This is a genomic window from Sarcina ventriculi, from assembly GCF_900456775.1.
Lineage (GTDB): Bacteria > Bacillota > Clostridia > Clostridiales > Clostridiaceae > Sarcina > Sarcina ventriculi.
The window spans coordinates 224,061-238,712 of record NZ_UAUL01000008.1 but is presented as its reverse complement, the minus strand read 5'-3'; the positions used below and the strand labels follow the sequence as shown (position 1 = coordinate 238,712).

The window sequence follows — 14,652 nt, the reverse complement described above, 5'->3', positions numbered from 1 at the left end:
GTGCCCAAAATTAAATCCTCCCCTTAAATTCTTTATAAATATTATAAAGAAGGGATATCCCTTCTTTACTTTAAAGTGTTTCTATAATTTTTATAAGTTCTTCAACTAAATCCTCTTCTTTAACTTTCTTTACTATTTTTCCTTTTCTAAATATAAGACCTTCACCAATTCCACCTGCTATTCCAATATCTGCATCTTTAGCTTCTCCCGGTCCATTAACAACACATCCCATAACAGCAACCTTTATTGACTTATTACAATTTTCTAATCTATTCTCGACCTCTTTGGCAATATTTATAAGATCTATTTGAGTTCTACCACATGTTGGACAAGATATAAATTCTATTCCTTCTTTTATTTGTCCAAAATTTTTAAGTATTTCACGTCCTACTTTTATTTCCTCGACTGGGTCTCCCGTTAAAGAAACCCTTATAGTATCTCCGATACCTTCTGATAATAACGCTCCAAGACCGATTGCTGATTTTATAGTTCCTCTCCATGGTGTTCCCGCTTCTGTAACTCCTAGATGAAGAGGATAATCGAATTTTTGTGATGCTAACCTATAACTATTTATCATAGTTTCTATATTTGATGATTTAATAGATACAACTATATCATTAAAATTTACTTCTTCTAATATCTTTATATGAGTTAAAGCACTTTCAACCAAAGCTTCTGGAACTACCTTACCATACTTTTGTAAAATTTCTTTTGAAAGAGACCCTGAATTTACACCTATTCTAATTGGGATTTTTTTTTCCATACAAGCTTTAGCTAAAATTTCTACTTTTTCTCTACTTCCAATATTACCTGGATTTATCCTAAGTGCAGACACTCCATTTTTTATTGATTCTAAAGCTAATTTATAATCAAAATGAATATCTGCTACTAAAGGAATATCTATTTTCTCTACAATCTTTTTTATAGCTCTTGCAGCTTCCATGTCTAAAACTGCACATCTAACTATATCGCACCCTGCATCTTGCAGTTTTCTTATTTGCTTTATAGTAGCCTCGACATCTCTAGTATCTGTATTTGTCATTGATTGAACAGAAATTCTATTATCACCACCAACAAGCACATTACCAACCTTTACGACTTTGGTTTTTCTTCTTTCCATTTTATTTATCAACTCCTATTTTATAAAACAGGGAATATTATATCCTTTAATGTCACTACAACCATAAGTAACATTAAAAGCGCAAATCCAACACTGTTTACTACTCCTACAAATTTTTCAGGTATTTTTTTTCTGGTTATTAATTCTAAAATTTGAATTAATATAAGACCTCCATCAAGAGCTGGAAGTGGCAAAAGATTAAACACTGCTAATTGAACACTCATAAATGCAGTAAATTCCATAAGTGTCCATATTCCTGCTTTTGCAGCTTGACTTGACATTTTAACTATAGTTATAGGACCTCCTACATCAGTTTTGAAATTCGCCTCTCCTGTAAACATCATTTTTAAAGATTTAAAAGTTTGACTTACCATTGTAATAGTATCTTTAAATCCTTGAACTATGCTTTCTCCTATAGTTGGATTCTTCACAAATTCATGAGTTATCCCAATCACTGCATTTCCAGTTTCATCAATAGTTGGCACAATTTCTTTGATAATCTTTTCTCCATTTCGTTCTATTTCAAGCGTTATAGCATTTCCTTTTGCTAGTATCACTCCAAGTTTTAAGTCACTAGTTGTATTTATAGTGCTATTATCTACTTTTAATAGTCTATCTCCAACTCTAAGATCAGCTTTTTGTGCTGGAGAATTTAAAGCTACTTCTGATACAACTGGTTTGGCAAATCCAAAATTCAACGCTATTAATCCAAAAATTAAAAGCGCTAAAACATAGTTCATAGTCGCTCCTGCTACAATTATAGAAATTTTTTGAAGAGGTGTTTTGGCATTAAAAGCTCTATTATCCTTAATTGCCCCTCCTTCTTCTCCAAGCATTCTTACAAATCCACCAAAAGGCAATACTCTTAAATTATATTCTGTTTCTTTGCCTTTAAATCCAAATAATTTAGGCCCCATACCTATTGCAAACTCTTCAACACATACTCCATTTAGTTTAGCTAAGGTAAAATGACCAAGCTCATGTATTATTATTAAAATACTAAACGCAACTAAAGCAAAAATCAAGTACAAAATTTTTCCCTCCTTAAATTTTTAACTATATTTATTCATTATATATTCTCTAACACTTTTATCTAAATCTATTATATTCCTTAGAGAAACCTCCATATCATTTTTAAACACTTCCATACATTCTTCAACTATTGTTGGAATATCTAAATATTTTATTTTTTCATTCAAGAACAAATCTACACATACTTCATTAGCACCATTTAATATAGTAGGCATTAATCCCCCCATTTTTCCTGCCTTATAAGCTAATTTTAAACATCTAAAAACTTCTGTATCTGGTTTATAAAAATTTAGTTCATTTATCTTGTAAAAATCTAATTTTTCACTTATATTATTATCACGAAGCGGATAATTTAAAGCATATTGTATTGGAAGTTTCATATCTGTTACTCCAAGCTGTGCAATTACTGCTCCATCCTTATATTGAACCATTGAATGTATTATAGATTGTGGATGAACTACAACTTCTATATTTTCATAATCACAATCAAAAAGCCAATGAGCTTCTATAACTTCTAACCCTTTATTCATAAGAGTGGATGAATCTATAGTTATCTTTTTTCCCATACTCCATTTAGGATGATTTAATGCTTGATTTAAAGTAACATTTTCTAATTGTTTTTTAGAATAACCTCTAAATGGTCCTCCAGATGCGGTTATTATTATTTTATCAACGCTTTTTAAATCATTACCTTGAAGACATTGAAAAATAGCACTATGCTCTGAATCTACTGGCAATATTTTAACTCCATATTTTTTAGCTTCGTTCATTACAAGTTCGCCTGCAACTACCAATGTTTCCTTATTAGCTAAAGCAATATCCTTTTTACATTTAATAGCCTCTAATGTAGGTTTTAATCCTATCATTCCAACTACTGATGTCAAAACTGTATGAACTTCTTTTAAAGTTGCAACCTTTATAAGACCTTCCATACCATAAAGTAATTCAAAATCATAATCTAAAGTATCCTTAATATTCTTCAATTTTTCAAAAGAAACTTTATCATTTATCGCTACAACTCTTGGTTTAAATTCCTTTATTATGTCTAAAGTTAAATCTATGTTTTTATATGCACTTATTGCTACTAATTTAAATTTATCCTTATGAAATCGTAAAACATCTAATGCCTGAGTTCCTATTGAACCCGTAATCCCCAAAATAGAAATGTTTTTCATAATTTTAATTCCTCCTAAGTTATAAATAATAATCTACATATAATTATATGTCTATTATTGCACCAAAGTAAAATATTTTTTCATTTTTATTATAATAACTCTATATTCATTTCCTCCTATTATACCATTAAATATAAGATTAGTCATAATTTATCTAATAAAAAGTCCGTTATAAATTTTTAGAAATTAGTCCTAAAAATACATAACGGATTTTTTATACTTATGCTATATTTATAAATGTATTATAATTGTTGCAATTGTTAAATAAACAAAAACTACTACACTCGCAAAAAGGACACTATCAAATCTATCTAGTATTCCACCATGACCTGGAATAAGATTGCTATAATCTTTAACTCCAACATATCTTTTAACAGATGATGCTACTAAATCTCCAAATTGACAGAACACACCACATAGTGCACCTATTATAAAATAATTTAACATAGAGAATTCAGGGAAAAATTGATAAATTATTATTCCATATATACCACAAACTATTGTACTTCCTAAAATTCCTCCAATTGATCCTTCAACGGTCTTTTTAGGACTTACTCTAGGACATAATTTATGCTTTCCAAGATGCTTTCCTGAATAATAAGCTAAAATATCACATCCCCAAGATGCTATAAGTGGCAACCACACTAAAAATTCTCCACCTGGTTTTTGATTTATTAATGTTATAAAACTAAAAAATATTCCAGCATAAATAAAACCTAATAAAGTTATAGCTACATCTATAAAATTATATTTTATATTTAATATAGGTACCATAAGAAGCACAAATGCTCCAATAATTATTATATAAGATAAAATAGTAAAATTATTTCCTGTTATGTAATAAACAACAAGCATTATATACGCAATTATTGACATTGGTTTTATATTCTTTAACTTAGATACCTTATAAAATTCATACATAGCTAAACCACCTAATACTAAATTAGCATATTTTAGCCACACTCCACCTAAAAATAAAAATACTATAAGTGGTAATAATATTAATGCCCCTAAATATCTATTATTTGATTTCACTCCATCACCTTCTATTTACTTAATTCCTCCAAATCTTCTATTTCTGTTTTGATAATCATAAATAGCTTCTATAAGATTTTGAGGTTTAAAATCCGGCCAATTTATATCAGAATATGAAAACTCTGAATAAGCACACTGCCAAAGAAGAAAATTACTAAGTCTTTGCTCTCCACTTGGTCTTATTATTAAATCTGGATCTGGAATATTTTTAGTATATAAATAATCATTAAACATACCTTCATTTATATCATCTATAGATAATTTACCTTCTTGTACATCTTTAACCAATGATTTCACGCCTCTTATTATATCATCTCTTCCACCATAATTTAAAGCTATATTTAAAACTACCCCAGTATTATCTTTAGTCTTTTCAAAAGCATCCTCTAAAGCTTTTCTACATTTATCCGGTAATTTTGTTAAATCACCCATGCTTTTTATTTTAACATTATTCCTATGCATTTCGTCCAATTCTCTTTTAAGATATTCAACTATTAAATTCATAAGAGCACTTACTTCATCTTTTGGTCTTTTCCAATTTTCAGTTGAAAAAGCATACAAAGTAAGGTATTTCACTCCTATTTTATCGCACTCTTTTACTATATTAATTATAGATTCAACTCCAGCTTTATGTCCCATACTTCTTGGAAGATTTCTTGCCTTAGCCCATCTTCCATTTCCATCCATAATTATAGCTATATGTTTAGGTATATTGTTCATATCCAAAACTATTTTTTGATTTTCACTACTATTTTCATCTATTGTTTTTTTTCCTCCGAAAAACTTTACCAAAACAAACACCTCATATATATTAATTAATATTCAAAAATAAAAAAGCCTACTAAAGAAGCAGGCCTTTCCATTTTACACTGACATTATTTCTTTTTCTTTAGCAATTACTATTTTATCTATTTCTTTAACAAAATTATCTGTTATCTTTTGTACTTCATCTTCAGCTTTTTTAGTTTCGTCTTCTGTTAATTCACCATCTTTTTTAAGAGCTTTTATCTTATCATTAGCATCTTTTCTTATTGATCTTAAAGCTACCTTAGACTCTTCACCTGTTTTTTTAACATTTTTAACGATAGTTTTTCTTGTTTCCTCTGTTAATTCAGGTACTAATAATCTTATAACACTACCATCATTATTAGGATTTATTCCAAGATCAGATTTTAATATAGCTTTCTCTATATCTTTTAGTGTGGATTTATCCCAAGGTGTCACAACTAATAACCTTGGTTCTGGCGATGAAATGTTGGCTACCTGTGATATAGGGCACATACTACCATAACACTCAACTTGTATTCTATCTAACATTGTTGGATTAGCTCTTCCAGCTTTCATTGTTGATAAATCTGATTTTAAAACTGAAATCGTCTTTGTCATTTTTTCTTGTAATTTATTTACTATATCTTTAACCATAAAAACACTCTCCTATTTTCTAGTTATTATTGTTCCTATACTCTCACCTTGTATTGCTTTTTTTATGTTTCCGTCTTCATCTAAAGCAAATACTAATATTGGGATATTATTATCCATACATAAAGATGTAGCAGTAGAATCCATTACTTGAAGTTCTTTTTCTAAAACTTCTATATAAGATAATTTATCATACTTTTTAGCATCATTATACTTATGTGGATCCTTATCATAAACACCATCAACTTTTTTAGCTAAAAGTATAACCTCTGCTTCTATTTCGGCTGCTCTTAAAGCTGCTGTTGTATCAGTTGAAAAATATGGGTTACCTGTTCCAGCTCCAAATATCACTACTCTTCCCTTTTCTAAGTGTCTCATAGCTCTTCTTCTTATAAAAGGTTCTGCAATTTCTTTCATTTCTATAGCTGTTTGCACTCTAGTGCTTACACCCAATTGTTCTAGAGAATCTTGTAACGCTAAAGCATTTATTGATGTAGCTAACATACCCATATAGTCAGCAGTAGCTCTATCCATACCTTCGCCTTCTCTTCCTCTCCATATGTTACCACCGCCAACTACAGCGCCAACTTCAACACCCATATCTACTAATTCTTTTATCTCTTTAGCTATTCTCATAGCTACTGAGAAATCTATTCCAAAACCATTTTTTCCTGCTAAAGCTTCTCCTGATAATTTAAGCATAACTCTTTTAAACTTACAAGTCCCCATCTTAATCCTCCAACTTAATTCTATGAAATATTTTAAAAAAAGAGAACACTCAGTGTTCTCTTATATTATTATTTTGCTCCCATTTTAGCAACTTCTTCAGCAAAGTTTTCTTCTTTTTTCTCTATACCTTCGCCTCTTTCAAATCTGAAGTACTTTTGAACAGTTATAGGAGAACCTACTTCTTTTGATTTTTCTTCTAAATATTTAGATATTGATTTATCAGCATCTTTAACCCAAGGTTGATTTAAAAGACATACTTCTTTATAGTACTTTTTAATTCTTCCTTCAACCATTTTTTCAACTATTTTTTCTGGTTTTCCTTCATTTAAAGCTTGTGCTCTATATATTTCTTTTTCAGTTTCTAATGCTTTAGAATCAACTTCATTTTCACTTAAGAATAATGGATTTGCTGCTGCTATTTGCATACAAACATCTTTAGCAACTTGAGTTAATTCTGAAGAATTAGAATCACATGCTAATTGAACTAAAACTCCTATTCTTCCGCCACCGTGAATATAGCTTTGAACTACTCCATTTTCTACAGCTGCTTTTTCAAATCTTCTTACTGTCATGTTTTCACCGATTTTTGCTATTAATTCAGTTAAAACTTCTTGAACTGTTTTATCATCATTATATTTTAAAGCAACTAATTCTTCAACAGTTGAAACATCATTGTTTGCTGCCATTTCAGCAACTTTTCCAGCAAACTCTATAAACTCAGCATTGTCTGCAACGAAATCAGTTTCACAGTTAACCTCAACCATTGCACCTTTTTTCATATCTTCTGATATAAAAGTTTTAACTATACCTTCAGCAGCAACTCTTCCAGCTTTTTTAGCTGCAGCTGCTAATCCTTTTTCTCTTAAAACTTCTACTGCTTTTTCCATGTCTCCATTTGTTTCTGTTAATGCCTTTTTGCAGTCCATCATTCCTGCGCCAGTTCTCTCTCTTAACTCTTTAACCGCTTGAGCTGTTATCATTTTTAACTCCTCCTAAAATACTAATTATAAGAGGTAAACGAAAATTATGCTTTCATCCACCTCAATATTTTAAATTTTATTCAGCTAATTGTTCGCCTTGTCTTCCTTCTATTATAGCATCTGCCATTTTAGCAGTTATTAATTTAACGGCTCTTATAGCATCATCATTTCCTGGTATAACATAATCAACTTCTTCTGGATCACAGTTAGTATCTACTATTGCAACTACTGGTATTCCTAAAATTTTAGCTTCTGCTATAGCATTTTTTTCTTTTCTTGGGTCAACTACAAATAATGCTCCAATATTGCTAGCATCTAAATTTTTAATTCCACCTAAATTAGCTTCTAATTTAGCCATTTGATTTTTAAGTTGAGTTACTTCTTTTTTAGGTAAAACTTCGAAAGTTCCATCTTCTTCCATAGTTTGTAATTGTTCTAATTTAGCTATTCTTGTCTTTATAGTTTTAAAGTTAGTTAACATTCCACCTAACCATCTATTATTTACAAAATGCATATTTGATCTTATAGCTTCTTCTTGTATAGCTTCTTGTGCTTGTTTTTTAGTTCCAACAAAAAGTATATCTTTTCCTTCAGCAGCTATATCTTTAATAAAGAAATAAGCTTCTTCTGCTTTTTTAACAGTTTTTTGAAGATCTATTATATATATTCCGTTTCTTTCTGTGAATATATAAGGAGCCATCTTAGGGTTCCATCTTCTTGTTTGATGTCCAAAGTGAACACCAGCTTCTAATAATTGTTTCATTGAAATTACTGACATTTTTGTGTCCTCCTTAAAATTGGTTATTTCCTCCACTATCTTTTCTTATATAAATATCTTCATTAAGAAGCCACCACTATATAAATAAGATAATGTGTGTATTTATTACCTTTGATAGTATACCATAGCAAAACTAAACAGGCAATAATAAATTTTAATTCTATAAATAAAAAAATTACAGAGCAATCATTAGATTACTCTGCATAAAAAATTATTTTATTTTTTCTAATTCTTCCATAAGTTTATCATTTAATATTTTTATGTGAGTTCCCTTCATTCCGAGACTTCTAGACTCTATAACTCCAGCACTTTCAAATTTTCTAAGAGCATTTACTATAACCGATCTAGTTATTCCAACCTTATCTGCAATTTTTGATGCTACTAAAAGACCTTCATTAGCACCAAGTTCGCTAAATATATGTTCTACTGCTTCTAATTCCGAATATGATAAGGTACCTATTGCAAGTTGAACTATAGCTTTTTTTCTAGTCTCTTCTTCCAACTCTTCTTGTTTAGCTCTTAAAAGTTCCATTCCAACTATAGTTGCACTATGCTCTGCTAAAACTAAATCATCATCACCAAAATTCTCTCCGAATCTAGCTAACATCAAAGTTCCTATTCTTTCTCTATTTCCTATTATAGGAACTATAGTAGTTAATTTCTCTGATATTCCACACTCACCTTCACCACTAAATACACATTCACCTTTACTTGGCAAATTCGCCAAACTATTTTGTATATTTAAAAGTTTATCATTGTAATCTTCCGGGAATTTTTTATCTATTGTTACTTTTTTCTTCATAATTTCACATTCAAATTTTCCTGAAAATTTATAACCTAAAATCTTCCCTTTTTTATCAACTAAATAAACATTACAATCCATCACATCGCTTAATACTTCACATATATCATAAAATGCAACTGCATCTGTTCTTGATTTTTGCAATATCTTATTTAATCTTCTTGTCTTATTAAGTAATGTAGACATATCTATCCTCCATACTGCAATTTTAATTTTTTAAATTTTTTCAATTTTCTAATAATATATCTTTATTTAAATAGTATCATAGGAATAGACACTTTTCAACATTTATTCTACTTAATATATTTGTTTTATATGTTAATATATTTTATTTATAATAATATTAAAAAACCACACTACTAAATTAAAAATATTTATTCAACATCTTTTTTTAATAATTCTTTCTTTTCTTTACATTCCTGATTAATGCACTCTAAATATTCTCCCTTAGATTTTGAATACTTTTTAACCATTATAGAGCCACACTTAGGACATTTTTCATTTGTTGGCTCACTCCAGCTTACAAAATCACATTCAGGATAATTAGAACATCCGTAAAACCTTCTACCTTTTTTACTTCTTTTTGCAACTATCTTTCCACCACATTTAGGGCATATAGCATCGATTTCCTCCACTATTGGCTTTGTATTTTTGCATTCTGGATATCCAGGACATGCTAAAAAATCTCCAAATCTTCCATGTTTAATAACCATAAGCCTTCCACATTTATCACATGGAACATCACTTACTTTATCCTCAATTACTACCTTACAAATTTCCTTTTCAGCCTTATCAATCGCTTCTTTTAATGGATTAAAAAATTCAGATACTACATTTTTCCATTCTTCTTTTCCAAGTTCAATACAATCTAACTTTTGTTCCATTTCAGCTGTAAAATCTACATCTACTATTTGATGAAAATATTCAGACACTATATTGTTTACTATAAAGCCTAACTCTGTTGGAATTAAATTTTTCTTTTCTCTTTGAACATACTTTCTATCTAATAATGTAGATATTGTAGGTACGTAAGTACTCGGTCTTCCTATACCCTTTTCTTCTAAATGCTTAACAAAAGAAGCTTCTGTATATCTTGTTGGTGGTTGTGTAAAATGTTGTTTACCTTCTATTGAGTGTTCTTTTAATATTTCTTCTACATTAATTTCTGGAAGAAGAGATTCTGCCTCCTCCTCTTCACCTAAATATTCATAAAGTTTCATAAATCCATCAAACTTTATATTAGAACCACTAGCTCTTAAATTGTATTCTCCATTTTGAATCTCTATACTATTAGTATTTAAAATACATGATGCCATTTGACTTGCAATAAATCTCTTCCATATAAGCGAATATAGTTTATATTGCTCTTGAGATAAATTATTTTTAGCAATCTCTGGTGTTATCTCAATATATGTCGGTCTTATGGCTTCATGAGCATCTTGAATATTTTTTTTACTTTTATATACTCTTGGAGATTCTGGAATATATTCTTTACCATATACCTCTTCTATAAATCCTAAAGCCTTATCTTGAGCCTCTTTAGATATTCTAATTGAATCTGTTCTCATATATGTTATAAGTCCTACTATTCCATATCCTTTTATTTCAACACCTTCATAAAGCTGTTGAGCCACTGACATAGTTCTTTTAGTCATAAAATTAATCTTTTTACTTGCATCTTGTTGAAGTGTACTAGTTGTAAAAGGAGGTAATGGATTTTTATTTTTTGTTCCTTTTTTAACTTTCTTAACTACGTATTCATTATTTTTTAATTCATTTATAATGAAGTCGCTTTCTTCTTTGCTATTTATCTCTATTTTCTTCTTATTTTTTGATAATAATCTAACAGAGAAAGTTTTTTTATCTTTTTTAAGTTTTATATCCACAGTCCAATACTCTTTTGGAATAAACTTTTTAATTTCTTCTTCCCTATCACATATAATTTTAAGAGCAGCTGATTGAACTCTTCCAGCACTTAAACCCCATTTTATATTTTTCCAAAGTATAGGGCTTATTTCATATCCTACTAATCTATCCAAGATTCTTCTTGCCTGCTGTGCATCTACCAAATTTATATTTATAGCTCTTGGAGTTTTTATTGAAGCCTTTACTGCTGATTTTGTTATTTCATTAAATTCTATTCTACACTTTTTATTTTCTTCTATTTGAAGAGCATTAGCTAAATGCCATGAAATTGCTTCACCTTCTCTATCTGGATCCGTTGCAAGATATATTTTATCACTTTTTTTAGCTAACTTTTTCAATTTATTTAAAAGCTCACCTTTTCCTCTTATAGTTATATATTTAGGTATATATCCTCCCTCTATATCAACACCTAGTTGACTTTTAGGCAAATCTCTTATATGTCCCATAGAAGCTTCTACTATATAATTTTTTCCTAAATATTTCTCTATAGTCTTCGCTTTAGCTGGCGATTCAACAATTACTAAATTTTGACCCATTTACAATCTCTGAAAAACTCAGAGTTCACCCCCTTAAATCCTATAGAATTTTTGTATAACAATTTCCATATATATTTATTATTTTATTTTCAAATTGCAATTCACATAATAACTCATGTATAACAGATGTGTCAACATCAACCAATCTGATAAGTTCATCAATATTCATGATTTTTCCTGTTAATTTATCTAATATCAATTTTTCTAAACCATTACACTCACAATTATTTTTATAATTGCAATCAATAGAAAGATTGTACAACATATCATCTATATTTGTAAATAGATAGGCACCATCATTTATCAACTTATTACAGCCTATACTTTGAGATGAAAATACATTTCCTGGCACTGCAACAACATCTTTTCCTTGCTCTATAGCTTGAGAACAGGTTATTAAAGCACCACTTTTACTACTTGCTTCAACTACTATCACAGCTTTTGATATTCCACTTATTATCCTATTTCTTTTAGGAAAATTATATCTATATGGTGGTGTTTTAGGAATATATTCAGTTATTATAACCCCATTTTTCTCAATATTATTATATAACCCTTTATTGTAGGAAGGATAACAAATATCTATTCCACATCCTAAAATTGCAGCATTATAAAAATTATTTTTATTACAAATATCATGAGCTACCGTATCTATACCAAGCGCTCCACCACTTACTATGTTAATATTTCTTTTTCCAAGTTCAAAAGCAATATTCTTAGCAATTTCTCGTCCATAAGATGTGCAATTTCTAGAACCAACTATAGCTAAAGATATTTTATTATTTAATTCATCTATATTTCCTTTATAAAATAAAGAATATGGTTTATCATCTATATCTTTTAACGTATTTGGATAATTATTCTCTGAAAAAGTCGTAAATTTATATTTATTTTTATCAATATTTTCTATAATATTTTCAACTTCTTCATTTTGTATATCCACATCTAAATTTTTTAAATATTTATTTTTTCTAGATAAAAACTTTCTATTTTCATATATATGCTTCTCATTTTCCATATTATCTAATAATATAAATTTCTTTTTATTACTTATATTAACTGTAGAAAACCATACTTTATATTCAAAAAAATCTTCCATATTATATTACTTCTCCATTTATATTCTTTCTATATGATATAGCTTCATAAATATGTCCTTTAGTTAAAACATTCTCCTTATTTAAATCCATTATAGTAACTGAAAGTTTTATTATTCTATCTAATCCCCTCGTACTTATTCCTGTCTTATTATATATTTTTTCTAAACTCCTATGACACTCTTCATTTATTTTTATAAAGTTTCTAATATCTTTATGAGACATTTGAGAATTATACTTTAAATGGGTGTTTTTAAATCTGTGCTCCTGTCGTTCTCTGCAATCCATAACCATCTCTTTAGGATTTAAAATCCCATTATGTTTATTAGCATTTATTTCTTTATAAGAAACATAATTTACAAAAGAAAACATATCTATTCTATCTAAAATAGCTTTCGATAACCTATTTTGATATCTTATCCTCTCACTTTCTCTACAAGTGCATTCCCTACCATTTATACCACTTAAATAATTCCCGCAAGGACAAGGATTAAACGCTCCTATAAACAAAAAATCACTAGGATATTTTACAGAACCCGAATTTCTACTTATCCTTACTTCTTTATTCTCTAAAGGCTCTCTTAAAGACTCTATAGTACCCCTGTCAAATTCTAAAAGTTCATCTAAAAAAAGAACTCCATTATGAGCTAGTGTTACTTCACCAACTCTTAAATCTCTTCCTCCACCAAGCAAAGATATTTTAGTTGTTGTATGATGAGGATTTCTAAATGGTCTTTTCCCTATAATATTTTCTTTGTTAAAATTTCCTGATACACTATATATTTTTGCACTCTCTAATGATTCCTTATAAGTTAATTCAGGCATAATATCTATTATTGATTTTGCAAGCATAGTTTTTCCCGATCCTGGTGGCCCTTGAAAAATTAAATTATGCTTTCCCGATGCACTTATTACTAATGCTTTTTTCGCACTCTCTTGACCACATATATCAAAAAATGGTATGTTTTTATCATCCTCTATTTTCACTTTTTCCCTTATAAATTCTTTTTTATTATTTGTGTCTAAAAAATTTATAACTTCCTTTAAATTAGAAAAACCATATAACTTAACTTTATCTAAAACCGAACATTCATGACAGTTCCCATAAGGTAATATAAATCCTCTTTTTTTACTTTCCATAGTACCTACAACACAACAAAATGCACCTTCAACTGCTCTTATTTCCCCATTTAATGATAATTCTCCTATTGCTATATACTCTTCTATGCTTTTTTTATCTATCTGATTGCTTTCTGCTAAAATTCCTAAAGCTAACGGTAAATCAAACAAAGATCCTACTTTTTTTAAACTAGCAGGAGCTAAATTAACAGTAATTCTACCTAAAGGAAATTCAAATCCGCTATTTATTATAGCCAAACGAACCCTTTCTTTCGCCTCTTTTATTGATACATCAGGTAGCCCAACTATATTAAATGAGGGCATTCCTTTAGAAATATCCACCTCTACATTAACCATAAATCCATTTATTCCATTAAAGCTTGCACTATTTAAACTAATTGTCAAAATAACACCTCCTTTTAAATATTCATTTCCATTAAAAATTAATTTAATCAACAATTGTCTAAAATTTAAATTTAATGTTAAAAATATTTGTTATGGAGGTACTCAATTGAAAAAGTTAAATAAAGATATTGGAGATTTAGGAGAGAACTTATCTATAAAATATTTAAAAAAACACGATTACAAAATTTTAAATAGAAACTTTAGATGTAAAAGTGGTGAAATAGATATTATTGCAATTAAAAATTCTACTATTTCATTTATAGAAGTTAAATCTAGATTTTTCACATCTTTTGGCAAACCAATAGAATCTATAACATATTTGAAACAACTAAAGATAATAAATTCTGCTAAGTATTATATATTCAAAAATAATTTATATAACCATAATATTCAATTTGATGTCATTGAAATAATTTTTGATTTAAATAATACTAATTATGACTTAAATCATATAAAAGATGCTTTTAGATTATATTAATTTATAAAAATAGCTAATCAT

Annotated in this window: 14 protein-coding genes; 1 reads left to right on the top strand and 13 read right to left on the bottom strand. The window is 28.7% G+C overall.

Translation table 11 applies throughout. The features are described from left to right. Window positions 1–70: 70 nt before the first annotated feature. The 13 genes from ispG to DR020_RS07770 form a co-directional block, all read right to left on the bottom strand. A complete protein-coding gene (gene ispG / locus DR020_RS07830) occupies window positions 71–1,120 on the bottom strand; it encodes a flavodoxin-dependent (E)-4-hydroxy-3-methylbut-2-enyl-diphosphate synthase (protein WP_055257159.1) in 1,050 nt (349 codons plus the stop codon). Window positions 1,121–1,140: 20 nt separating this feature from the next. Then, window positions 1,141–2,151: an RIP metalloprotease RseP gene (rseP, locus tag DR020_RS07825; RefSeq protein ID WP_055257160.1), complete on the bottom strand. Its 1,011-nt coding sequence runs from the start codon at window positions 2,149–2,151 to the stop codon at window positions 1,141–1,143. Window positions 2,152–2,172: 21 nt separating this feature from the next. After that, window positions 2,173–3,327 carry a 1-deoxy-D-xylulose-5-phosphate reductoisomerase gene (locus tag DR020_RS07820; protein ID WP_112365658.1) on the bottom strand — a complete coding sequence of 385 codons (1,155 nt, stop codon included), beginning with the start codon at window positions 3,325–3,327 and terminating at the stop codon, window positions 2,173–2,175. Window positions 3,328–3,558: 231 nt separating this feature from the next. Then, on the bottom strand, window positions 3,559–4,362 hold the full coding sequence (locus tag DR020_RS07815; protein ID WP_055257162.1) for a phosphatidate cytidylyltransferase: 804 nt from the start codon (window positions 4,360–4,362) through the stop codon (window positions 3,559–3,561). A gap of 15 nt (window positions 4,363–4,377) precedes the next feature. After that, window positions 4,378–5,154, bottom strand: a complete 777-nt coding sequence (locus DR020_RS07810) for an isoprenyl transferase (RefSeq protein WP_055257163.1) — start codon at window positions 5,152–5,154, stop codon at window positions 4,378–4,380. A 72-nt stretch (window positions 5,155–5,226) separates the two neighbouring features. After that, on the bottom strand, window positions 5,227–5,784 hold the full coding sequence (gene frr / locus DR020_RS07805; protein WP_055257164.1) for a ribosome recycling factor: 558 nt from the start codon (window positions 5,782–5,784) through the stop codon (window positions 5,227–5,229). A 12-nt stretch (window positions 5,785–5,796) separates the two neighbouring features. Further along, on the bottom strand, window positions 5,797–6,510 hold the full coding sequence (gene pyrH, locus DR020_RS07800) for a UMP kinase (protein ID WP_058991940.1): 714 nt from the start codon (window positions 6,508–6,510) through the stop codon (window positions 5,797–5,799). Between the two features lie 68 nt (window positions 6,511–6,578). Beyond that, entirely contained in the window at window positions 6,579–7,490 is a 912-nt protein-coding gene (gene tsf / locus DR020_RS07795; RefSeq protein WP_112365657.1) for a translation elongation factor Ts, read from the bottom strand. A gap of 76 nt (window positions 7,491–7,566) precedes the next feature. Continuing rightward, the gene (gene rpsB, locus DR020_RS07790) at window positions 7,567–8,268 is read right to left on the bottom strand and encodes a 30S ribosomal protein S2 (RefSeq protein WP_055257167.1); all 702 of its coding nucleotides are present in this window, start codon (window positions 8,266–8,268) and stop codon (window positions 7,567–7,569) included. 211 nt (window positions 8,269–8,479) lie between these two features. Beyond that, on the bottom strand, window positions 8,480–9,256 hold the full coding sequence (gene codY, locus DR020_RS07785; protein ID WP_055257168.1) for a GTP-sensing pleiotropic transcriptional regulator CodY: 777 nt from the start codon (window positions 9,254–9,256) through the stop codon (window positions 8,480–8,482). A 188-nt stretch (window positions 9,257–9,444) separates the two neighbouring features. Then, window positions 9,445–11,532 carry a type I DNA topoisomerase gene (gene topA, locus DR020_RS07780; protein WP_112365656.1) on the bottom strand — a complete coding sequence of 696 codons (2,088 nt, stop codon included), beginning with the start codon at window positions 11,530–11,532 and terminating at the stop codon, window positions 9,445–9,447. A 40-nt stretch (window positions 11,533–11,572) separates the two neighbouring features. After that, a complete protein-coding gene (gene dprA, locus DR020_RS07775) occupies window positions 11,573–12,631 on the bottom strand; it encodes a DNA-processing protein DprA (RefSeq protein WP_112365655.1) in 1,059 nt (352 codons plus the stop codon). 1 nt (window position 12,632) lies between these two features. Continuing rightward, entirely contained in the window at window positions 12,633–14,153 is a 1,521-nt protein-coding gene (locus DR020_RS07770) for a YifB family Mg chelatase-like AAA ATPase (protein WP_112365654.1), read from the bottom strand. Window positions 14,154–14,259: 106 nt separating this feature from the next. On the opposite strand from DR020_RS07770, the gene DR020_RS07765 reads away from it, so the two are divergent. After that, complete coding sequence (locus tag DR020_RS07765) at window positions 14,260–14,631, top strand: YraN family protein (protein WP_112365653.1); 372 nt, start codon at window positions 14,260–14,262, stop codon at window positions 14,629–14,631. Window positions 14,632–14,652 lie beyond the last annotated feature (21 nt).

What these genes read in the sequence shown, in the direction of transcription:
- dprA (WP_112365655.1), bottom strand. Translation starts at nt 12,631, where the DNA reads ATGGAAGATTTTTTTGAATATAAAGTATGGTTTTCTACAGTTAATATA.
- codY (WP_055257168.1), bottom strand. Translation starts at nt 9,256, where the DNA reads ATGTCTACATTACTTAATAAGACAAGAAGATTAAATAAGATATTGCAA.
- topA (WP_112365656.1), bottom strand. Translation starts at nt 11,532, where the DNA reads ATGGGTCAAAATTTAGTAATTGTTGAATCGCCAGCTAAAGCGAAGACT.
- pyrH (WP_058991940.1), bottom strand. Translation starts at nt 6,510, where the DNA reads ATGGGGACTTGTAAGTTTAAAAGAGTTATGCTTAAATTATCAGGAGAA.
- frr (WP_055257164.1), bottom strand. Translation starts at nt 5,784, where the DNA reads ATGGTTAAAGATATAGTAAATAAATTACAAGAAAAAATGACAAAGACG.
- tsf (WP_112365657.1), bottom strand. Translation starts at nt 7,490, where the DNA reads ATGATAACAGCTCAAGCGGTTAAAGAGTTAAGAGAGAGAACTGGCGCA.
- DR020_RS07820 (WP_112365658.1), bottom strand. Translation starts at nt 3,327, where the DNA reads ATGAAAAACATTTCTATTTTGGGGATTACGGGTTCAATAGGAACTCAG.
- rpsB (WP_055257167.1), bottom strand. Translation starts at nt 8,268, where the DNA reads ATGTCAGTAATTTCAATGAAACAATTATTAGAAGCTGGTGTTCACTTT.
- ispG (WP_055257159.1), bottom strand. Translation starts at nt 1,120, where the DNA reads ATGGAAAGAAGAAAAACCAAAGTCGTAAAGGTTGGTAATGTGCTTGTT.